The following is a 21,403-nucleotide window of genomic DNA, read 5'->3' on the forward strand; positions in this document are numbered from 1 at the left end:
GTGCACGCGGGGCCTTTGTTGTGCGACCTCGATCTCGCGCGCGGAGGACCTAGCCCAGGCCCACGTCGAGCGCCATCATGAGCGTGAAGCCGAGCGCGAACGCAAGCACGCCCACGTTGGAGTGCTCGCCCTCGCTCATCTCGGGGATGAGCTCCTCAACCACCACGTAGACCATGGCACCGGCGGCAAAGCTCAGCAGGTACGGCATGAGCGGCACCAGCTGGCGCGCCGCCAGGATGGTGAGGAGGGCGCCGGCTGGCTCCACCACGCCGGAAAGGAATCCGCCGAGAAACGCGCGCGTACGGCTTGACCCCTCTGCGTGGAGCGGCATGGATATGATCGCGCCCTCTGGGAAGTTCTGGATCGCGATGCCGACGGAGAGCGCGAGGGCACCGGCCGCCGTAAGGCCCGTGCCACCGGAAAGCAGGCCCGCGTACACCACGCCTACGGCCATGCCCTCGGGGATGTTGTGGATGGTCACGGCCAGGAGCATGAGCGTCTTGCGCTGGAGGTTTGACTTCAGGCCCTCCGGACGGTCGTCCTTCTCGCCCAGGTGGAGGTGGGGCAGCAGGCTGTCAAGCAGCAGGAGGAAGAGGATTCCCAGCCAGAAGCCCACGAACGCCGGAACCCAGGCCAAACGTCCCATGCCGGAGGACTCCTCTATCGCAGGCACGATGAGGCTCCAGACGGAGGCCGCGACCATGACGCCGGCGGCAAAGCCCGTGAGCGCGCGGTCGACGGTGTGGTTGAGGCGGCCGCGCATGAGGAAGACCATGGCGGCGCCGGCCGTGGTGCCGGCAAGCGGTATCGCGAGGCCTATGATCGTGCGTGTGACGGATGCGTCCAAGGGGTCCCTCCTCTGGCGTTGGCCCGGTGGCGTGCACCAGGCGCGATGGCGTTGGACCTCAGTCTATATGTTGCGACGGCCTCGATGCTCGAGAGACTGTGATTGTTAATAATATATGGTCCTAATAATATGGGGTAGAATCAGCGCAGGAACGTGCGTGGCGCCTGACGGGGCGAGCGCCGCACGATGAGGACGCCCCTGCCGGGAGGAAGCAATGGAGAGACGCAACACGCGCCAGCGCCAGCTGGTGCTCGACGCCGTGCGGGATCTGGACGACCACCCCACCGCCGACGAGGCGTACCTTCGCGTGCGCGAGAAGGACGAGCACGTGAGCCGCGGCACGGTGTACCGCAACCTCCACGTCCTGGTGGAGTCCGGCGACATCGTCTCTGTGAAGGTTTCCGGCGGCGAGCGCTTCGACCGCAGGAGCGACAACCACGCGCACCTGGTGTGCACGGAGTGCGGCAGCGTGAAGGACGTGCCGGCGCCGGACGTGGAGGACGCGCGGCGCGAGATGGAGCGCGCGTGGGGCTACGCCGGCGTCCGCACGAGCACGGTGTTTGCGGGCGTCTGCCCCGCGTGCCAGAAAAAGAGCCAGGCGGCGAGGTAGCCACCCGGCTCTGCAAGCACGACCTCGGTCGCACTATCGCTACTTCCCCCTGCACGCGTGCCGCACCTCGACGCAGGATCCGGCCACGGCCGCGGAGAGGAGTACGGCGGCGGCCATCGAACCAACATCCATGTGATCACCCCTTTCGATGGTGAGAAGAGCCTGCGTCCGTTGCCGGGCGACCCTGCGGTCCCGCCCCGTTGGGGGTCGGGGCGAGACCGCCTGCGGGCCGCGGGGGTCGAACCCTGCTATGCGACCGGCTCCTCCGAGAGGCTCTGGAGGATGTGGCCGTCCTTCTCGTCCCACGTTGGCATGGGACGGAAGAGTTGGAAGAGGATGGCCGCGAGCAGCGCGAACGCCACGACGGTCCAGAACCCGAAGCTGCCGAAGGCGAAGAGCTCGTACAGCTGGTTGATGAGGAGCCCCACGACCCAGCCGAAGCCGCACTCGTAGCCGATGGCGAACCAGAACCACTTGGGGTCGTCCATCTGCCTGCGAATGGTGCCCATGGCGGCGAAGCACGGAGCGCACAGCATGTTGAACGCGACGAACGCGCACATGGCGCCCACGTGGAGCGTGCCGGCAACGGTGAACATGTCGGCAAATCCCTGCCACATGGAGACGGAGTTCTCCGTGGCGCCGCTGAGGCCGTACAGGACGCCGAACGTGGAGACGAGGTTCTCCTTCGCGATGAGCGCGGAGATCGTGGAGGCCGTCGCCTGCCAGTTGCCGAAGCCGAGCGGTGCGAAGATGAAGCTCAGGGCGCCGCCGACGCCGGCGAGGATGGAGTAGTCCATGTAGGTGTCAGGCGCTGCGGCCATGCCCTGCAGGAAGCCGAAGGAGCCGTCGCCGCCCTTCCAGCCAGCGATGCCGAAGTTGGAGAGGAACCAGATGGCGACCGCGGCCGCGAAGATGATGGTGCCGGCCTTCCTGACGTAGGAGGCGACGCGCTCCCACACGTGCAGCGCCCAGGAGCGGATGCCGGGGAAGTGGTAGTCGGGAAGCTCCATCACGAACGGCATGGGCTCGCCCTGGAACGGCTTGGTCTTCTTGAGCATGACGGCGGAGACGACGATCGCGACGATGCCGAGGAAGTAGAACATGGGAGCGACCCACCACGCGCCGTTGTCCGCGCCGATGAGGACGCCCATCACGAGCGAGATGATCGGCAGCTTCGCGGAGCACGGGATCATGGTGGTGAGCATGGCCGTCATGCGGCGGTCGCGCTCGTTCTCGATCGTCTTGGTGGCAAGCACGCCGGGGACGCCGCAGCCGGAGGAGACGATCATGGGGATGAACGACTTGCCGGAGAGGCCGAAGCGGCGGAACACGCGGTCCATCACGAAGGCGACGCGGCTCATGTAGCCGCAGTCCTCCAGGAAGCACAGCAGGACGAACAGCACGAAGATCTGCGGGATGAAGCCGAGCACGGAGCCGACGCCGCCGATGACGCCGTCGACCACGAGCGAGACGACCGCGTCGGACGCGCCGGCGTTCTGCAGCCAGCCGGAGACGGCAGTCGGCACGGAGTCCACGAAGCCGTCGTAGTCGTGCGGGTCAGGCTCCTGCGCGTTGACGGCCTTCTTGAAGTCCGCCAGGGTGACGGTCTTGACCACGTCGAGCTTCTGCCCGGACGAGAGGACCGCGTTGCCCTTGGAGTCGAGCTTCGTCACGACCTCGCCTCCGTCGTGCGTGAGGTTGCCGTCGCCGTCATGCTGCGGCACGTCACGCGCAACGACGCCTTTCGCCTTCGACTCGAACGCCTTGATGGCTCGCTCGTCCGCGGCGCTCAGGCTGTCCGCGGCCAGGGCCTTGCTCACGGCCGAGGTGTCCACGCCCTTCTCGCCCGCCGCGGCCAAGAAGCCGTCGATCTTGTCCGCGTAGTGGCCGTCCGCGTAGGCGGCGGTGTCCGCGTCGTACCTCTGCTGCGAGGCGGAGTTCACGAAGAAGCCGTCCGAGAACAGGTTGTCGTTCACCCAGTCCGTCGCGGGCGTGCCCACCGCCACGAGCGCCACCCAGTACACGGCGATCATCACTGCCGTGAAGATGGGAAGGCCCAGCACGCGGTTCGTCACGACGCGGTCGATCCTCTGCGAGGTGGTGAGCCTCTTGGGGGCCTTCTTCACGCACGCATCCATCACGGTCGCGATCCAGTCGTAGCGCTCGCCCGTGACGATGGACTCGGCATCGTCGTCACGGCTCTTCTCGACCGCGGCGATGACCTCCTCCGCCTGGTCGAGCTGCTCCCTCGAGAGGCCCAGGGGCTCGATGGCCTCCGCGTCGCGCTCGAACACCTTGATCGCGTACCAGCGGGCGAGCTCCGCGGGCGCGGCGTCGCCCACGATGGCCTGCACCTTCTGCAGGGCAGACTCAACCTCGGGCGAGAAGCACCTGACGCCCTTGGTCGCAACGCCGCCCCCGGCCGCGTCAACGGCCTGCCGCATGAGCTTGTCCAGGTTCCTGTTTCGCAGCGCGGATACCTCCACGACGGGCGCGCCGAGCATGGAGGAGAGCTTCTTCGCATCGATGACGTCGCCGCGCTCCTTAAGCAGGTCGCACATGTTGAGTCCCACGACCACGGGACGCCCGGCCTCCAGCACCTGCGTGGTGAGGTAGAGGTTGCGCTCGAGGTTCGTGACGTCGATGAGGTCGACCACGGCGTCGGGCCTGTCGTTCACGAGGAAGTCGCGTGACACGACCTCCTCCGGCGAGTACGGGGAGAGCGAGTAGATGCCCGGCAGGTCCACGAGCTCAACGTCTCGCTCCTTCTTCCACGGGGCCTGCTTCTTCTCGACCGTGACGCCGGGCCAGTTGCCCACGTAGCCGTTCGACCCCGTAAGCTCGTTGAAGAGCGTCGTCTTGCCGCAGTTGGGGTTACCTGCAAGCGCTATGTACGTCGTGTCTGCCATGTGCCTTCCCTGCCGTCGTTCGCGCGGATGCGTCGTGGTTCCCTCTGCGGCCCCGCCGCCCCGTCGCTATTGTTAGCCGTACTTAACTTCGTGCTGAAAAAAAGAGGCGCCGCTACGCCCGGACGATGTCCGTGACCTCGATGCACTGCGCCTCGTCCTTGCGAAGCGTCAGCTCGTACCCGCGGACCGTGACCTCGATGGGATCTCCCAGCGGAGCCACCTTGTGCACCAGAACCTGGGTCTTCTTCGTCACGCCCATGTCCATGATGCGGCGCTTGACCGCGCCCGTGCCGGTGAGCCTCTCGACGGTGCACGTCTGCCCCACCTTCACGTCCCTCAGCGTTGTCATGTGTTTGCCCTCCATATCGTTTCCAAAGTGACGCCGCAAGCCACGGCGCCTTCGGCTTGTACACGTGTCGTCCGGCGCGTCACCCCTGGCAGGCCGCCCTCGTCGACCTTCTTCAGCAGGTCACGACCCTCATCGCCATGTCGCGGTTCAGGGCGAGCGTCGCGCCCTTGACGCTCGCGACCACGTCGCCGTTAACGCGCGAGACCACCTTCACCTTGGCCCCCTGCACAAATCCCATCTCGGCCATGCGCTGTCGCAGGTCCTGCGGGCCGCGCACGCGCGCGACCGTCACCGTCTGCCCCTCGCTCGCCATCGCAAGCGGCAGCTGGAAACCAGACCTTAGCCCCGACGCGGCAACACGGCCACCGCCGGCGTGCTGATACCCCATGACGCCTTCCATCGCTCTCCCATGCAGTCAAATTGTTAACCATATCAAACTCACAGTGTGCACAATAGTACACTTTGGTTAACTTTGTAAACCCAATTTGCGAACTTTTCGCTAATTGAATCCGGCGCACGCCCCGCCGCAGGCGTGCACGGCAACACCTAAAGGTTTGGTACGCACCCGCCACGGGCTTACGAAATCCTGTAAACCGATGTCTGGTGTGTACCCGCGGCCAAGATGCGACTGCGCGCACCACCCCAAGGCCGCGCTGGGTCTTGCCAAGTCGGGCCAGGTGTGTACCAGCGCTTTTGACTGCAGCACACACCATTGCCAACCTTGCAGGCTTCCGCGAACTCGGTGCGGGTGTGTTGCGCCAAAAGAGGCCCCGTGGCGGAAACCCTCGGGTGCGTACCCGATACATGATTTGAGTACTTATAGCTTGAACACTCTACCTGCAATCATTTCTTATTGAACCAAAAGCGTATGCAGCACACCCAGGGCATTCTCGCATCACGCGCAACACACCCACGACTTCGTGACGACGGGCCCCTGTCTGCGCAACACACCCAAAGCGATCTTGTAAGGTCTCGCAAACTCGCCCCAAGTGTGTGCGGCGGCGGGCACGCACCCGGGGCGACGTTACGAAACCGCGCGAACCGGGCTCGGGTGTGTACCCGCATCCCGCGTGACCTACGCAAAAAGACGGAGGAGAAGGACCGCTCCCTCTCCCCCATCTTCAAGCTAGACCGTTGCCATCGCTCAGCCGCGGCGCCTACTTCTTCCTGCGCACGGGAATGGGCCTCGGCGGCGTCTTCGGCTTCTTCGCGCCGGCCTTCACCACGGCGCCCTCGCCGCACGCGTCCAGGCAGCGTCCGCACTGCGTGCACTTGCGCTGGTCGATCACGTGCACAAAGTTCGCCTTGCCCATGATGGCGCCGTCCTCGCACGCGTCCAGGCAGTCGCCGCAGCCGGTGCAGCGGGACACCAGGATATGGAAGGTCTTGTACGCGTCGCACGCGCCGGCCGGACACACCTTGCGCGCGTAGTGGGCAGAGATCTCGTCGCCAAACAGCGCACACGTCTGGCGCACGGTCTTCGCGAGCACGCGACCCACCTCGCACAGCGACTGCCCCTCCATCATGGGAGCAAGATCCTGCAGAAGCTCCAGGTCGCCGGACTTGCCGCGCTTGTGGCAGACGTCCTCCAGAATCGTGGCCATCTGGTACGAGCCCTCGTGGCCGAACACACAGTGCCCGCACGTCTCGTGGCGGTACTCGCGGCAGATCCTCAACAGCTCGTCGGCCATGCAGCAGTCCGCGCCAAACACGCGCACCACGTCGCTGGCGAGAAGAACGTCGCCCTCGCCTGAGGCCGCGACCATGTCGCCCTGCGGAAATCCCAGGTACACGGCCTTTGCGTCCTCCACGCCGGCCGCCTTGGCCAGTTCCGCCACGCTCACCTGCGCCGGCAGCTCCACCGGCTCGGTCGCGCCGTTCACGTACACGAGCTTCGGCGCGCCCTCGCCGCGCAGCCACGCCTCGCCGCCCACCAGGGTGTCTGAGGCAGAGCCGGTCACGGCCGAGGGTATGGGCTTCTCGCCCGCAAACAGGCGGGCGGCGGCGGTGTCGTTGCCGTACACGTAGCCAAACGAAGCGTCGGCGCGTGCGACGGCGACGCCCGCCGCCTCGAACGCGTCGCAGAGCTCGGGCTCGTCCGCCGGAAGGACCACGCGGGCCCCCTCGGCCGCCGCCTTCCGGACGGCCGCGTCCACGTCGGCCTTGAGGGCCACGAGCGCCGCGGGCGCCTGCGCGTACGCGGGCATGAAGTTTATAGTCAGTGCCATGGGGGTCCCTCCTAGTACTCGTTCCACAGGCGCGGGCGCGTCAGGGTCAGCCTGAGGTCGCACTGCAGGCAGCGCGACGCCTCGTGCTCGGCCTCGGACTCCGAGAACGGGCACTCGTACGGGCGGAAGTCCGCCTTGCGCTCCTGCGCGGGCTCCATCTTGGGCTCAGTCGGCTCGTCGTAGAAGCCGGCGGGCACCTTGCCGATGCGCTGTACCGGCACCTCCGCGTCGAGAAGAACCTCGGAGATGTCGCCGTCGCCGCCCAGGAAGCGGTCGATCGCCTCGGCAGACTCGCGTCCGCCCTCGATCGCGCCGATGACGGACTTCGTGCCCGTCACGGCGTCGCCGGCCGCGAACACGCCGTCCTCGCTCGTGCGGTGCTCGGCGTCCGCCACCACGTACGGGCCGTGCGTGAGCTCCAGGCCCATGTCGCGCGTGTCCTCTGGCTTCTGGCCCACGGCGAAGATCACGTAGTCCGCCGGGATCGTGAGCTCGCCGCCCTCGACGAGCTCCGTCACGGGACGATGCTGCTCGTCGAAGTAGAACTTCGCAATCTTGTGCACGGTCATGGCGCCGACGTGGCCGGGCCTCTCCGCACTCTCGTCGATGGAGGTGAACGCGTAGGCGTCGTGAAGCGTGACGCCCTCCTCCGCGGCCTCCTCGCGCTCCTCCGGCGTGGAGGTCATGACCGCCTCGGCCTCGAGGCAGCACACGTCGACGCTCGTTGCGCCCAGGCGGACGGCCGTGCGGGCGCAGTCGTAGGCGACGTTGCCGCCGCCAAGCACGACGACGCGGCCGCGCACATCCATGGGCTCGCCCTTGCGGGCCGCCTTCAGGAAGTCGGTGTTGCGGATGACGCCCTCAAGGTCGTGGCCCGGAGTGGGAAGCACGGTTCCGTCGAACGTGCCCACGGACACCAGGACCGCGTCGAACTCGGACTTGAGCGCCTTCGGGTCGCGCACGCGCTCGCCGCAGCGGATCTCGACGCGCGGCTCCGCGTCGTCGCCCTGCGTCACGTCCAGAATCGTCTGGATCTCGCGGTCGAGCACCTCGTCGGGAAGGCGGTACGCGGGGATGCCGTAACGCAGCTGGCCGCCGGCCTTCTGCTCCGCCTCGAACACGACGACGTGGTGGCCCTTCTCGGCCAGATAGTAGGCCGCGGTGAGGCCCGCGGGGCCGGCGCCCAGGATGGCGACCCTCTTGCCGGTCAGCGCGTCGTGGCGCGTGCGCCGGCGCCACTCGCCGGTGTCGCGCACGGCGGCCGCACGCTTCAGGCGGCAGATGGACAGCGGGCCCTCCAGGTGGTTGCGCTTGCACTCGCCCTGACAGTTGTGCGTGCAGATGGAGCCCAGCGTCTCGGGGAACGGCACGCGCTCGCGGACGACGGCCGTGGCCTTTTCCCACTCGCCGTTCTTGACGTGGCGCAGGTAGCGCGGGATGTCGATGTGCGCGGGGCAGCCGGACCTGCAGGGGACCACGTTGTCCTCGCGGGAGCGGCCCTCCTTCGCGAGGCCGAGCGTGTCGACGATCGAGCCCGTGGGGCACACCTCGACGCAGGCGCCGCAGAAGCGGCAGCCGGCCTCCTCGAGCGAGACGCCGCCGTCGATGCCGATGCGGATGCCCTCCGGCGTGCGCTGGTAGTCGAGGACGCCCACGCCGCGCAGCTCGCGGCAGGCGCGCACGCAGCGGCCGCAGCGGATGCAGCGCGTGAACATGTGCGTGATGAGCGGGTTCGTGTCGTCCGTCGCGACGGTGCGGGCGCGGCAGCGCCAGCGCGCGGGCGATACGCCCAGGTACTGGTACATGCTCTGCAGCTCGCACACGCCGTACTTCGGGCAGCCCGTGCAGTCGGACGGGTGCGTCGCCAGTATGAGCTCCATGGCCATGCGGCGCACGTCCTCCGCCGCCTTCGCGTGGGAGTCGACCACCATGCCCTCGCGCACCGGGGTCTTGCACGCGGGGACCGCGGGGCCCTCGCCGTCGACCACGATGGAGCAGAGCCTGCAGCCGCCCACGGCCTCAAGGTCGGGGTGCTTGCAGATGTGCGGGATGAAGACGCCCGCGTCGAGCGCGGCGTCAAGCACCGACGCCCCCTCGCGGGCCTCGACCTCCGTACCGTCAATCGTTAGCTTCACGTGTGTTCCTCTCGCCGGGGCGCGCGTGCGCCCGTCCCTCATACGACCGCGGGACCTTCGCACGAAGGCCCCGCGGCAGTCAGTGTTCTAGAGCTTAGGCACTAGTCCCAGTCCTCGTCACCTGCGGACTCCGCTACGCGCTCGGCGGCATTCTCGCCGGCGATGCGGCCGGAGTTCAGGCAGAAGCCCATGGTGTTGCCGGGGATGGAGTAGTTGTAGGAGTCGCCGTAGATGGTGCAGGCGTCCGTGCCCACGCAGTACAGGCCGTCGATGACCTCGTAGTCGTCGGTCATGACCTCCATGTTGTGGTTGATGAGCACTCCGCCCAGGGTGCCGTAGGCGCCCACGTACTGGCGGCAGACGTAGAACGGACCCTCCTCGAGCGGCATCATGAACTCGCGCTCCTTCTCGAAGAGCTCGTCGTAGCCCTCGGCGCACATCTCGTTGTACTGCTCGACGTTCTTCATGAGGCCCTCGGGGTCGATGCCGATCTTCTCGGCCAGCTCCTCCAGGGTGTCGGCCTGCGCGATGACGTGGTTGCCGGCGCCGTCCACGTACGTGTCCAGGTCGCGCTGCCACTGCTCGTCGAAGCCCTGGTAGAGGTCGTGCGGGTGGACGTGGCTCACGATGTCGGGTCCGTCCTTCTTCCAGTGGCGCAGCATCTTGGAGTCGAAGATCGAGAACGCGACCTTGCCGGGCAGGTGGTTGATGGCATTGCCGACGAAGGTGGTGTTGAAGATGTCGTCCTCGGGCATGAAGCGCTCGCCGGTCTTGTCGCACCAGTAGCACGGCTGGCGGAACGCGCCCTCCACGTAGAAGTGGTTCATGTTGTCGGGCAGCTGGTACATCATCTCCATGCTGACGGGGGTGTGGCCGGCGCCGACCTCGTGGCACATGTTGTAGCCGTCGCCGTCCATGCCGGGAACGGCGAAGGAGTACAGGTTCTTGCCCCAGTCAAGGCCGATCTTGTCGTGGATCATCTTCGCGTTGTTGCCGAAGCCGCCGGTGGCCACGATGACCTCCTGGCAGGAGATGGTGACCTCCTCGCCGTCCTTGTTCGTGGCGACGACGCCGCACACGGCGCCCTCGTCGTTGGTGAGCAGCTTCTTGCCCGGGCACTCGAACATGAACTCGACGCCCAGGTCGGTCGCGCGCTCGGTCATGCGCTTAATCATCGTGGTAGCGGCGCGGGGACCCGGCTCGGAGCCGTCCTCGGGCTGCACCACGTGCCAGGTGTACTCGCCGTCGGCATAGGCGCGGGTGCGCTCGCGGGCGCGGAACGCCGGGCGCACGGAGTTGAACACGACGCCCATGTCCTGCAGCCACTTGATGGTGTCGCCGCTCTTGAAGTAGTACGCGCGGACCAGGCGCGGGTCGACCTGGTAGTGGGTGTAGAACATGTGGCGACGGAACAGCTCGCCGGGCGTGACCTCGATCATCGAGGCGCGCTGCACGGGGGAGCCTGCCGCGCAGGGGCCCATGCCCATGTTGGCGGCGCCGCCGGTGTTGGACGCCTTCTCGAGCGTGATGACGCGCGCGCCTCCCTCCGCTGCGGCAATGGATGCTGCCAGGCCAGAAAGGCCGGCGGCCACTACGACGACGTCTGTCTCGAGCTCTTGTGCCATGGGATTCCTCCTCGGATAAACCCTGCTCTTCCCGCGCTCTGGCGCGGCAACTTTCATGTTTATTCTGTTCGCAAGGCCCTGCCTCGCATATGTGCAGCTGAACAACTTTTGGCCCACCGCGGCGTCCCGCACTGTGCGTGCGTGGAGTCAGAACACGCTTGCGGGCGAGAAGGACGCGTCCTTCTCGCCCGCGTAGGACGCCTTGCGTCGGGGGCCTTCGCCCTCCTAGCGCTCGGGCATCGTCGGCTGGATGAACTCCTTGTAGCGAGCGACGCGCTGCTTGTACTCGTCGCCACGCTGCAGCTTTGCGAGCTCGCCCTCCATGCGCGCGATGTCCTCGCCGTGGATCTGCTTGCCCTCGGCGGTGTCGTGCGCGCGGAACAGGCCGCGCTCGTCGTAGCACTCCTCGTCGCGGTACTCGACCTCGACCTTGCCTTCGTTCACATGCACATGACCCTCGAGGCCGCACACGGAGCAGATGGCCTTGTCGGTGCCGGGGACCAGATAGAAGTCGTTGGCGTTGCAGTGGGGGCAGACGCCCTTCTCGCCCTGGTACTGGGCGTGCTCGGGGTCCTTGGCCGCACGGGCGAGGTTAATGCCGATCTGGTGGGCGCGGGACACGACGGCGTCGTCCATCAGGGCGCGCTTGCTCCAGGGCACCCACTCGTTGTCGATGATCTTCCACGTGGGCGTCATGGACTGGATCGCGTGGTCGGACTGGGCGTGCGTGCCCCAGTCGGAGCCGCCGATCGCGATGTAGCTCACGGGCTTGCCCGGGCAGATCACACGCGGGTCCGGCTCCTTGGACGGCTTGCCCTCGGCGGCGAGCCCCTGCGCGATCCGGGTGGACAGCACGTTGTTGCCCGTGTCCATGCGGGGCCCGAAGCGGTCCATGATCGTGTGGAAGAGTCCGGACGCGCCCGTCTCGAAGATGGGGTCGCACATGACGATGCCGTCGGCCTCGGCCATCTTGAAGAACAGCCAGTCGAAGTCGTCCTTGTGGATGCAGCGGTTGCCGCGGCCGCCCATGAGCGACTTCACGCACGCGATGCAGCCGGTGCAGTGGCGGATGTCCAGGTCCTGCGCGCGGATGAACTCCACGTCGCAGCCCTCCTCCACCGCGCCCATGAGCGCCTCCTTGCAGATGGAGTCGTTGTTGCCGTTCTTGGTGCCAAACGAGATGCCAAGTACCTTTGCCATGTCGGTCCTTCCCACGACGCGGGGCCGCCCCCGGCGGCCCCTACCCTATGCGGATAGCGTAGGTTGGCAGGCGTTGTGCTATGGCACCAAAGATTAAAGTGGCAACCACCCAGCTTTGGTGCTACGTACCAGAGCGGACGGACGGCGCTACGGCATGTCGGAGAGCCCCTCCATGATCGCCGCGGCAAAGCTCACAGCAAGGCGGTCGTCCCCGTCCTTCAGGTCGAGGTGGAACAGCTCGTCGATCTTGTTCACGCGGTAGAAGTACGTGTTGCGATGCACCGACAGCGCCTCCGCCGCGTCTGCGGGGCTCCCCGGGAACCGGACGGACGCCACGGCCGTCTGCAGGTACGCGGTGCCGTGGACGCGGTCGTAGGCGTCCATTGCCACGACGCGCTTGTCCAGCAGCATGCCCTGGGCGCCCGCGAGCTCCGCGTTGTGCGCGATGACCTCGAAGCGGTGCCGCCACAGGTACACGACCCTGGTGCCGGCGTGCGGCCGGACGGCGGCGCGCAGCTCGCGGCTCTCGCGCAGCGCGCGCCGCATGGCAAGCAGGTCGCCAAACGGCTCGCTCGAGTACGCGCGCATGTCGTTGTTCGTGAGCATCTGCGTCAGGCCGCGGTCGCGCGATACCCTGCGCTCGCAGCGCTCGTACGCGTCGAAGCCCACGTCTTTGGCCGGCCCCACCGCCACCAGCAGCACGAGCGCGCCGCCCGTGACGCACCAGACGACGCCCGGCATGCTCCTCTGCACGATGGCGCCGGCGCGCGCGTAGTACTCCTCGTTCGCGTCCGCGGGGCCGCACACGTTCAAGAGCACGTACGTGTCGTCCGCGGCAAGCCCCAAAAGGTCCAGGTGCGCCTGAAGCGCATCCTCGCTCACGAACGCGCCCTCCAGCACGTCCTTCAGGATGGACGAGCCCTTGCCAAGGCGTCCGCCCGCGGCGCCCAGGCGCTCTATCATGATGCCCGCGAGGTCGCTCGCGAAGTCGACGAGCTCCAGGTCGAGCCCCGTCATGGCGTGCGTCACCTCGAACACGTCGAAGCGGCCCATCTCGAGCCGGTGGTGGTAGATTATGGACGTCACGGCGCGGTCCTTCTCGCCCGCGCGCTCGGACAGCACGGAGTGGCGCGCGCTGCGCACGGAGCTGATGACGCCGTCGTCGCGCAGGCGGCGCTCCACCTCGGGCGTGATGTAGCCCGCCTCCAGCACGGAACGCACGTCGTCCGAGGTGGGCAGCGTGCCCGCCGTCGCCAGGATCTTGTGCTCCGTGTTCGATATGTTGACCGGGTTCTCGAGCACCGCGGCCGCCCTCTGGGCAAACTGCCGTATGTCGTAGGACTCCAGGAAGCAGTCGAACAGCTGGTTGCGCCGCGCGCCCAGCTCGCCGCTGCGCTGCACGAGGCCCAGAAACGCGCCGCGGAACTCGATCGGCGCAAGGTCGCCCCAGCAGTACACGACGCCCGGCTCGCGCGCCGCGGCCGCATCCTCGCCCACGGCGTCCCCTTCCTCGCCCTGCGCGTACACAAGGAGAAGGCCCTCGTCATGGCCCGGCGCACCCTCCTGGGCCAGGTCCGCGCGGGACCCCAGGCGGATGACGCCCTCCGCGCGCTCGCCTGCGCCCCACTCGGGGGAAACGACCATGTCCCATCCCAGTTGAGCGTCGTCCGCCACGTCAAAGCCCCGTATGGGCAGCTCGCTCAGCACCGTTCTCAGCTTCATGCGCCCCGTCCTTCTCGCCGTTGTACGCGTGCACAAGTCTAACACGCGCCCGCTCCGCACATTTTGGGGCTGCTGCCATGGGTTTTGCCATGCCCGCAACATACGCTTTGCTACGGATTTAATGGGGCGCTCCTGCATCGCGCCCCGCGAGGGATTGGAGAAGCGCATGGCACGACTGATTGACGAGCTCATCGCAAAGGCGAAGGGGGCGCCGCGCCGTGTGGCGCTGCCCGAGGCAACGGACGCGGACACGCTCCGCACCGCCCGCACCGTCCTGGACGAGGGCATCGCCCACCCCGTGCTCGTAGGCCCGGCAGACGAGGTGCGCGCCGCGGCCGCGCAGGCCGGCGTCGACCTTGGGGGCATGGAGCTTGTGGACACCTCCGACGAGGCGGCGGCGGACGCGCTCGCAAAGCGCTACATGGCCGCCGGTCGCGAGAGGCTCGTGTCTTCGAAGGGCGCGCGCCGCAAGGTGAAGAAGCCGCTGTACTACGCCATGGTGCTCGAGGACCTGGGCGACGTGGACTGCACGTTCTGCGGCCACGTGAACACCACGGGCGACGTGCTGATGGCCGCGCAGATGATGATCGGCCTCGCGGACGGCGTCGACGTGCCGTCCATCCTCGCGCTGGCGCAGGTGCCGGGCTTTGCCGGCCCGGAGGGCGACGTCATCGCCCTCACGGACTGCGGCCTGAACCCGGAGCCCACGGCCGAGGAGCTTGCCTCCATCGCGATCGCCGCATGCGACAACGTGAGGTCGATCATGGGCTGGGAGCCGCGCTGCGCCTTCGTGTCGTACTCCACGGACGGCTCCGGGGAGAGCCCGTCCATCGAGCGCGTGCGCAAGGCAGTCGACGTAGCCCGCGCGCGCCGCGCCGACCTGTGCATGGACGGCGAGTTCCAGCTGGACGCCGCCATCGTGCCGGCCGTGGCCGCGAAGAAGGTGAGGCGCGAGAGCGCCGTCGCCGGCCGCGCGAACGTGCTGGTGCTGCCCGACCTCAACTGCGCGAACACCATGATCAAGACCATCCAGCTCTTCGCGGGCGGCAAGGGCTACGGCCACACGCTCAGCGGCTTCCGCCGTCCCGTGGCGGACAGCTCGCGCGGCGCCTCCGTCGAGGAGATGGTGGGCGACATAGCGATGCTCGTGCTTGCGGCGGCAGAGTAGCAAAGGGAGGAAACACCATGGCATATCGCATCCTTACGCTCTCCCCCGGCTCGACCTCCACGAAGGTGGCGGTCTTCGAGGGCGAGAAGTGCCTCATGAGGGCGAACGTGACGCATCCGGCAGAGGAGCTCGCCCGCTTCGAGAGGGCCGTCGACCAGCTTGACTACCGCGTCCAGACCGTGCTCGACGAGCTTGCGAAGGCGCACTTCTCGCCCAGCGACATGGACGCGTTCAGCGGCTACTGCGGCGGCATGGGCCCCACGCGCGGCGGCATCTTCGCGATCGACCAGACCGTGTGCGACCACGTTCTGAACTGCGGCATGAACCACCCCGCCATCCTGGGCGCGCCCATCCTGTACAGGTTTGCGCAGGACACGGGCAAGCCGGCGTTTGCCGTGAACCAGCCGGACACCGACGAGCTGGACGACGTCGCGCGCATCACGGGATATCCCGGCGTGTATCGCAAGAGCCACGTGCACTGCCTGAACCAGAAAGAGTGCGCCATCCGCTTTGCCCAGAGCATAGGCAAGGCATACGACGAGGTGAACGTGATCGTGGCCCACGTGGGCGGCGGGCTTTCCGTCGCGGCGCACCGCCACGGCTGGATGGTCGACACGAACGACGTACTGGAGGGCTCCGGACCGTTTGCGCCGAACCGCTCCGGCGACGTGCCGCTGAAGCCCGTCGTGGCGCTCGTGGCGGACGGCGCCGAGTCCAAGGCCGAGGCCATGGCGCGCATTGGCAAGACCGGCGGACTGAAGGGGCTTCTTGGCACGGATGACGCCCGCGCGATCGACCAGATGATCGCGGGCGGCGACCCATGGGCGACCGTGGTGTACGACGCCATGGCCTACCAGACCGCAAAGGCCATTGGCGGGTTCGCGGCCGCGCTGGAGGGCGCGGTGGACGGCATCGTGCTCACGGGCGGCGTGTCGCACGACCCGATCTTCGTGAACGCCGTGCGCCGCCGCGTGCAGTGGATCGCGCCCGTCGCCGTGTACGCCGGAGACTTCGAGATGGAGGGCGCCGCCGCGGGTGCCGTCCGCGCGCTCGACGGCACCGAGTCCGTCATGACCTACACCGGCGAGCCGTCATGGGACGGCTTCAAGCTCTCCGGGGCACCGAGGGATGTGGAGGAGTAGATGACGGAAACCGCCAAAGCACAAGGTGGCAAGTCCGGGGGCTTCCACTACGCCTACCTTATCGTGCTGTCGTGCATCATGATCACGTGCCTGCCGTGCGCGCTCGCGCTCAGCTGCGCCGGCATCTTCTTCACCCCGGTGAGCGAGTACCTGGGAGTGGCTCGCGCCCAGTTCACCCTGTACTTCTCGATACTCAACATCGCGATGATGCTCACGCTGCCCGTCGCCGGCAAGCTCATGGGCAAGTCCGACCTGAGGGTCGTTCTTTCCGCGGGCGTAGCCCTCACGGGCGCAGGCCTTCTGCTTATGGGGCGCTGCAGCGCCCTGTGGCAGTTCTACCTGTGCGGCGCCGTCATGGGCGTCGGCGTGGCGCCGCTCATCTACCTGGCCGTGCCCACGCTCATCAACGCGTGGTGCGTAAAGCGCGTCGGCTTCTTCGTGGGGCTCTGCATGGCGTTCACCGGTATCGGCGGCGTCATCTTCAACCCGGTGGGCACCGCCCTCATCCAGTCCGGAGACGAGGGCTGGCGCCTGGCGTACACCGTCTTCGGCATCATCACGCTCGTGGGAACGCTGCCGTTCACGCTGTTCGTGGTGCGCTCCAAGCCCAAGGACAAGGGTCTGCTGCCCCTGGGCGCGGGCGAGGCGACCGACACGTCTAGGCCCGCGGCGGAGTCCGGTGGCGTGATCGCCGCGAAGGCCATGCACATGCCGGCGTTCTGGGCGCTCGTGGTGTTCTGCGGCATCATCACCCTGAACCAGACCATCTACCAGTTCCTGCCCAGCTACGCCCTGTCCTTCTCGTCCAGCCTTCCCCAGGTCGCGGCCGCGTCCGGCGTCGTCGCGTCCGCCGCGATGGCCGGCCAGGCGATCGGCAAGGTCCTTCTGGGCATCGTGAACGACCGGTCGCTGCGCGCCGGCGTCTTCGTGGGCATGGGCTGCGGCGTTGCGGGCGTCCTCGTGATGTGGCTGCTGCCGTCCACGCTTGCGCTGCTGCTTGCGGGCGCGTTCCTGTTTGGCATCGTGTACGCCCAGACCGTGGTGCAGACCCCGCTTCTGGTGCGCTACGCGTTTGGCTCGGCGGACTACCCCGCGATCTACTCGCGCGTTTCGATGGCAGGCTCGCTCATGAGCGCCGTGGCCGCGGTGTTCTGGAGCCTGGTGATCGACTCCGCGGGCGGGTTCCCCCTCATGTTCGTGCTCGGCATCGTCTGCATGGCGATCTGCCTGGCATCCGCGCTGTTTGCCATCGCGCACAAGGCGGAGGCATAGCGCAGGTTCGTGCCCGGCCACATAAGCATCGCAAAAGGCGGCGAGTCCCTTTGGACCCGCCGCCTTCTTGTGCACGCTGCCTGCGCATAGGAATCGCACGGCCTCGTTGGATGACCGGGACGCACGCCCCTCCGCCTGATCCTGCTCCTACGCGCGACCTTCCGCCGCGCCATCGGCCTTCGCGCTCCCGCGACGCCTGCGACCAGACCTCACGCGCGGCTTCGGCCTCTCGATCAGCGCCCTGAACTCCGGCGAGTCCGGGTCCACCCCGTCCTCGCTCATCACGTGCAGGCACCCGCGCAGCTCGGGCAGGCTGATGTTCTGCCAGCGCATGCCGCGGTCGTCCTTCGCCCACAGCGCCAGCTCGCGCCACCCGGCAAGGTCGGCCGGCACGAACTCGTGGTCGTAGTGGCCGGTCATGATGGAGTCCACGTCAAGCCCCTCCATCTTGCCCAGCGTTTGCACCCACTCGTCCACGCTCGTCGAGTCGTCGTAGAACAGCGTCATGCACGGCGTGACGGCGTCCCCGGAAAGCAGCACGCGCTCGCCTTCGACCACGTAGCCCATCGACCCGCGCGTATGCCCCGGCAGCGCCACCGCGCGCACCGTCTCTCCGCCCAGGTCCAGCTCGTAGCCCTCCGCGACGTGCCACGTCCGCGGCCTCGCCCCCTCCGCGGTCGAGAAGAACGTGCCCTCGGGAAGCTCGAACCTCTCCCTCAGCTGCTCGCGAATGCGCGCCTCCGCGTCCTCCTCGGTCTCCCAGAAGCCGTCGTCGACGGCGCTGATGCCGACCTTCTCGAACGAGTACGCGCCACCCACGTGGTCGTGGTGATGGTGCGTCAGCAGTACGGTGACGGGCAGGCTCGTGATGCGCTCCACCTCGGCCCGCAGGTCACCCACGCCCTCCATCGTGTCCACCAGCGCCGCGCGCTCATCTCCCACAATCAGGTAGCAGCGGTTTCCCGCTATGTCGGCAAGCCTCCATACATGCGGCCTCACCTGGGCAGACTCGATCCTCGCTTCCATGTCCCTCCTCGTCGGCGCCTCCGGGCGCCACTCGCGCAGGGGGCGGTCGCACGTGCGCGCGACCGCCCCCTGCCGCGCACCCGCAACGCTATGCGGTGCGCGCTCTCTTTCAAACGTTTGCGGCCGGCAATACCTGCAGCCAGTCCCGCCGCCTACGCCATCTGCGGCGCGGGGTCGTTCGTCGCCTTGCGCGCAAGGTTCTCGATCGGACCCTGCAGGAAGAACGTCACGATGTAGCAGACCACCCACACGGGGATGATGTTCTGCAGGAAGCCAAACACCGACGCGATGAGCGGCGCACCGCCCAGCACGCACGCGTCCAGCGTTCCCACCAGGTAACACAGGATGATCGCGTATACGGTGTTGATGGGCAGGTTCACCAGCAGGCCAAACTTCAGGCCGTCGGACGGCTTCGCGTGCTTCGTGGCCCACTTCACGCTCTTCTCGGGAAGGGAGGGAATCATGCCGATGACCGTCGCGATGCACCAGGCGAACACGAAGTTAATGAAGAACATGGGCCAGATCCAGGACTGGCCGGCAGGCAGCGTGGCCGTGTGGAACACGTAGAGCGCCAGCCACTCGCACAGCACGCACAGTACCAGTGCGGTAAAGAGGTTCAGGACCGCGGCCTTGACGAACCTCGTGGATGTCTTCATGGGCATGATATTTCCTCTCTCTAAATGCTAAGCTTCCCGCTTACCTGCACAAGCGCAAGGCTCGTGCATATTGCCTGTTACACGGCCTAATGGCCAGAAAGTGCGAGGTGCGCAAGCGAGCTTTCGCGCACCTCGCCGCCCCAAGGGGCCGGCGGGAGACCCCGCCACGTGCTATCGGTGGATGTAGCTCCCCGCCTGGTAGCGCGGTGGAACCACAGGCACCTCGATCCAGGAGGCGTGCTCTCCTCCCGTGTGGACGTTGTGGGTGCCACGGTTGTCCGTGTCCCACGACAGCGGCTCGAACCAGCCATCGCGGATGTAGCGGCCGGAGATCTGGACGCGGAAGCGCTCGCCCTTGTGGTACACGCGCGACGTCGGCACGATCGCGATGTCCACGGCGCGCACCTCGCCGTCCTCCAGCTTGTGCGTGTCCGTCATGGTGTAGACGGGCGTGTGCTTCTTCGTAAGGCCGGCATCGACGGTCGCGCGAGAGACGCGGCACTTGCCCCATGCGCCGGGGTGCGGCTCGTCGAGCGTGAGCCACGGCACCCACGTGCCGTCCTCGGACGCCTTCTGGATGTTCACGAAGAGGTCCATGTCGTCGTAGCCGTCGCAGCTCACAAACAGGTGCAGGCTCATGTAGCCCGTGATCTCGACGTCCTCCGGGACGGTGAGGTCGAAGTCGACCTCCTCGGTCGACGGATCGTAGGAAGCCTTGCCCTCGGTCGCAGGAGCCTCGGTCGCAAGCTCGTAGCACTTGGCGGGATGGTCAAGCTCGACGCAGTCCTTGGGTGCCGACGCGTCCAGATACAGCTTCTTGTACACGGTGCGCTTGATGGGCCACGCCTTCTCGGGGCGCTTCTCCTGGTAGTCGATGTCGTATCCGTCCATCACGTCCAGGCGTACGCGCGGCATCATCTCCCAGCCGTTGTGGATGCCCTTCAGGTAGCGGTCGTAGTAGCGGCGCAGCTCATCCAGGTTGTACGGGTTGTACGTGTCGGGCCACTCGAAGTCGCGGTGGATGCGCAGCCACTTCTGGTGGCTGCGGCAGCGGCGCCACGCGTTAATCGATCCCGGCAGGTGGAAGTGCGACCATCCGCCCGTCTGGTACACGGGGACCTTCACCTTGCGGAAGTCGGCGCGCTTGTCGTTCCAGTACGCGTTCATGTCCGGGTACATCTTCGCCATGGCGACCTGGTCGTCCACGCCGTTCGGGCCCGTCACCTGCGCGGCGATGAACTTGTTGAACGAAAGCGCGGGCACGCCGCCCTCGAAGAAGCTCTCGCGGTACAGATCGGTCGTGCACTCCCACGGCGCGATGCACGCCAGGTGGGGCGGCTGCTCTGCGGCGATGCCCCACTGGTGCATGGCGACGCCGGAGTTTCCGCTCATGCCGACCTTGCCGTTAGACCACGGCTGCGCCGCGACCCACTCCACGAAGTCGTAGCCGTCCTCGCGGTCCTGGTGCATGAACATGTGCACGGAGCCCTCGGAGTGGCCCGCGCCACGCACGTCCACGTTCGCGACGGCGTAGCCCTGGTAGCACCAGTACAGCGGGTCCGGGCTCTCGAACTTGGCGCACTTGGACACCGTCATCGGCGGCACGCCCATGATCTGCCACTCGCTCATGCCGTCGCCCGGGCGCTTGCCAAACCAAGACCACGACACGATGGTCGGGACCTTCTCGACGTCCTTCGGACGGTAGATGTCGCAGTAGATCTTCGTGCCGTCGCGCAGGACGACCTCCTGGTCCTGCATGCAGATGACGCCGTCCGCCGCCTCGTACGTGTGCGGGTTGAACGGCGGGCAGAAGCCCTGACCCATGCGCGCCATCGGGTCGTCGGACGCGGAGAGGTCAACCTCGGCCTGGTTATCGTTCGGCTGCCTCGCCACGCGGTACGCGGCCATCACCTCGTCCTCGCCAAACTGCTCGCGGTGCAGGAAGATGTAGCCCTCCGTGTCCGGGTCCCAATAGATGGGGCACGCGTCCTCGTCAAAGCTCGCGCACTCGCCGCTCATCTGGATCAGGTCGTGCAGCTTCTTGTCCTTTACCGGCACCCATTCGGCCGGAATCTTGGGCTCCAGGAACATCCTCGCACCCCCTACTCGTCCAACAGCTCGCACACGAAGTCCGTCGCCTCGCCAAACGTCTCGCAGCGGCGGAACTTCATGAACGGCACCTCGATGTCAAGCTCGTCCTCGAGGTAGGTGGTCAGCTGCGACACCTGGACGCTCTTGATGCCCAGGTCCGCGAACTTCGTGCCCTCCTCAAACTCGGAGGCGTCCTTGCCAAACAGCTGGCTTGCGCGCGTGGTGAGCGCGTTCCACACTTCCTGACGATCCTCGTCCATGACGAACCCCTTTCAAACGTGTATTCCGTCATGAACGAGTCTCGCCAACTCCGCCCCCGCGCAACATGGCATCGGGTTCAAAACTGTGGCCGCGGGCACGCGCCCGTTTGTGCACCAGTGCAAGTGCCGAGAAGTACCGCCGCCCTTCTCGGCACGCCGCGTC

Annotated in this window: 17 protein-coding genes; 4 read left to right on the forward strand and 13 right to left on the reverse strand. The window is 67.1% G+C overall.

Annotated features, from left to right (window positions below; genetic code table 11):
- Positions 1-49: 49 nt before the first annotated feature.
- Positions 50-775, reverse strand: coding sequence for a ZIP family metal transporter (locus BLT96_RS06405; protein WP_090864254.1), 726 nt, complete (start codon positions 773-775; stop codon positions 50-52).
- A gap of 286 nt (positions 776-1,061) precedes the next feature.
- On the opposite strand from BLT96_RS06405, the gene BLT96_RS06410 reads away from it, so the two are divergent.
- Positions 1,062-1,457 carry a Fur family transcriptional regulator gene (locus BLT96_RS06410; protein ID WP_090862724.1) on the forward strand — a complete coding sequence of 132 codons (396 nt, stop codon included), beginning with the start codon at positions 1,062-1,064 and terminating at the stop codon, positions 1,455-1,457.
- A gap of 248 nt (positions 1,458-1,705) precedes the next feature.
- Here BLT96_RS06410 and feoB read toward each other — a convergent pair whose 3' ends face one another.
- The 8 genes from feoB to BLT96_RS06450 all read right to left on the reverse strand — a co-directional run bounded on the left by feoB (position 1,706) and on the right by BLT96_RS06450 (position 13,625).
- Positions 1,706-4,366, reverse strand: a complete 2,661-nt coding sequence (feoB, locus tag BLT96_RS06415; RefSeq protein WP_090862727.1) for a ferrous iron transporter B — start codon at positions 4,364-4,366, stop codon at positions 1,706-1,708.
- A gap of 112 nt (positions 4,367-4,478) precedes the next feature.
- Complete coding sequence (locus BLT96_RS06420) at positions 4,479-4,715, reverse strand: FeoA family protein (RefSeq protein ID WP_090862730.1); 237 nt, start codon at positions 4,713-4,715, stop codon at positions 4,479-4,481.
- Between the two features lie 112 nt (positions 4,716-4,827).
- The gene (locus tag BLT96_RS06425) at positions 4,828-5,103 is read right to left on the reverse strand and encodes a FeoA family protein (RefSeq protein WP_090862733.1); all 276 of its coding nucleotides are present in this window, start codon (positions 5,101-5,103) and stop codon (positions 4,828-4,830) included.
- 769 nt (positions 5,104-5,872) lie between these two features.
- Complete coding sequence (locus tag BLT96_RS06430) at positions 5,873-6,943, reverse strand: NADH-ubiquinone oxidoreductase-F iron-sulfur binding region domain-containing protein (RefSeq protein WP_090862736.1); 1,071 nt, start codon at positions 6,941-6,943, stop codon at positions 5,873-5,875.
- Between the two features lie 11 nt (positions 6,944-6,954).
- Positions 6,955-9,078: an FAD-dependent oxidoreductase gene (locus tag BLT96_RS06435; protein ID WP_090862739.1), complete on the reverse strand. Its 2,124-nt coding sequence runs from the start codon at positions 9,076-9,078 to the stop codon at positions 6,955-6,957.
- Positions 9,079-9,179: 101 nt separating this feature from the next.
- Positions 9,180-10,703: an FAD-dependent oxidoreductase gene (locus BLT96_RS06440; protein WP_090862742.1), complete on the reverse strand. Its 1,524-nt coding sequence runs from the start codon at positions 10,701-10,703 to the stop codon at positions 9,180-9,182.
- A gap of 225 nt (positions 10,704-10,928) precedes the next feature.
- A complete protein-coding gene (locus tag BLT96_RS06445) occupies positions 10,929-11,903 on the reverse strand; it encodes a flavodoxin family protein (RefSeq protein WP_090846898.1) in 975 nt (324 codons plus the stop codon).
- Positions 11,904-12,050: 147 nt separating this feature from the next.
- Entirely contained in the window at positions 12,051-13,625 is a 1,575-nt protein-coding gene (locus BLT96_RS06450) for a PucR family transcriptional regulator (protein WP_157692179.1), read from the reverse strand.
- A gap of 166 nt (positions 13,626-13,791) precedes the next feature.
- Between BLT96_RS06450 and BLT96_RS06455 the strand changes: the two genes are divergently transcribed.
- The 3 genes from BLT96_RS06455 to BLT96_RS06465 are packed head-to-tail and all read left to right on the forward strand — an operon-like array spanning position 13,792 to position 17,207.
- Complete coding sequence (locus BLT96_RS06455) at positions 13,792-14,793, forward strand: phosphate acyltransferase (protein WP_090864256.1); 1,002 nt, start codon at positions 13,792-13,794, stop codon at positions 14,791-14,793.
- Positions 14,794-14,810: 17 nt separating this feature from the next.
- Complete coding sequence (buk, locus tag BLT96_RS06460; RefSeq protein WP_090846904.1) at positions 14,811-15,935, forward strand: butyrate kinase; 1,125 nt, start codon at positions 14,811-14,813, stop codon at positions 15,933-15,935.
- A complete protein-coding gene (locus tag BLT96_RS06465) occupies positions 15,936-17,207 on the forward strand; it encodes an MFS transporter (protein ID WP_090862748.1) in 1,272 nt (423 codons plus the stop codon).
- A 147-nt stretch (positions 17,208-17,354) separates the two neighbouring features.
- Here BLT96_RS06465 and BLT96_RS06470 read toward each other — a convergent pair whose 3' ends face one another.
- The 4 genes from BLT96_RS06470 to BLT96_RS06485 all read right to left on the reverse strand — a co-directional run bounded on the left by BLT96_RS06470 (position 17,355) and on the right by BLT96_RS06485 (position 21,240).
- Entirely contained in the window at positions 17,355-18,233 is an 879-nt protein-coding gene (locus BLT96_RS06470; protein ID WP_090862751.1) for an MBL fold metallo-hydrolase, read from the reverse strand.
- Positions 18,234-18,385: 152 nt separating this feature from the next.
- Entirely contained in the window at positions 18,386-18,895 is a 510-nt protein-coding gene (locus BLT96_RS06475) for a hypothetical protein (RefSeq protein WP_090862754.1), read from the reverse strand.
- Between the two features lie 165 nt (positions 18,896-19,060).
- Positions 19,061-20,980: a CocE/NonD family hydrolase gene (locus tag BLT96_RS06480; protein ID WP_090862757.1), complete on the reverse strand. Its 1,920-nt coding sequence runs from the start codon at positions 20,978-20,980 to the stop codon at positions 19,061-19,063.
- 11 nt (positions 20,981-20,991) lie between these two features.
- Positions 20,992-21,240, reverse strand: coding sequence for an acyl carrier protein (locus tag BLT96_RS06485; RefSeq protein ID WP_090846914.1), 249 nt, complete (start codon positions 21,238-21,240; stop codon positions 20,992-20,994).
- Positions 21,241-21,403 lie beyond the last annotated feature (163 nt).

The organism is Parafannyhessea umbonata, assembly GCF_900105025.1.
Classification (GTDB): domain Bacteria; phylum Actinomycetota; class Coriobacteriia; order Coriobacteriales; family Atopobiaceae; genus Parafannyhessea; species Parafannyhessea umbonata.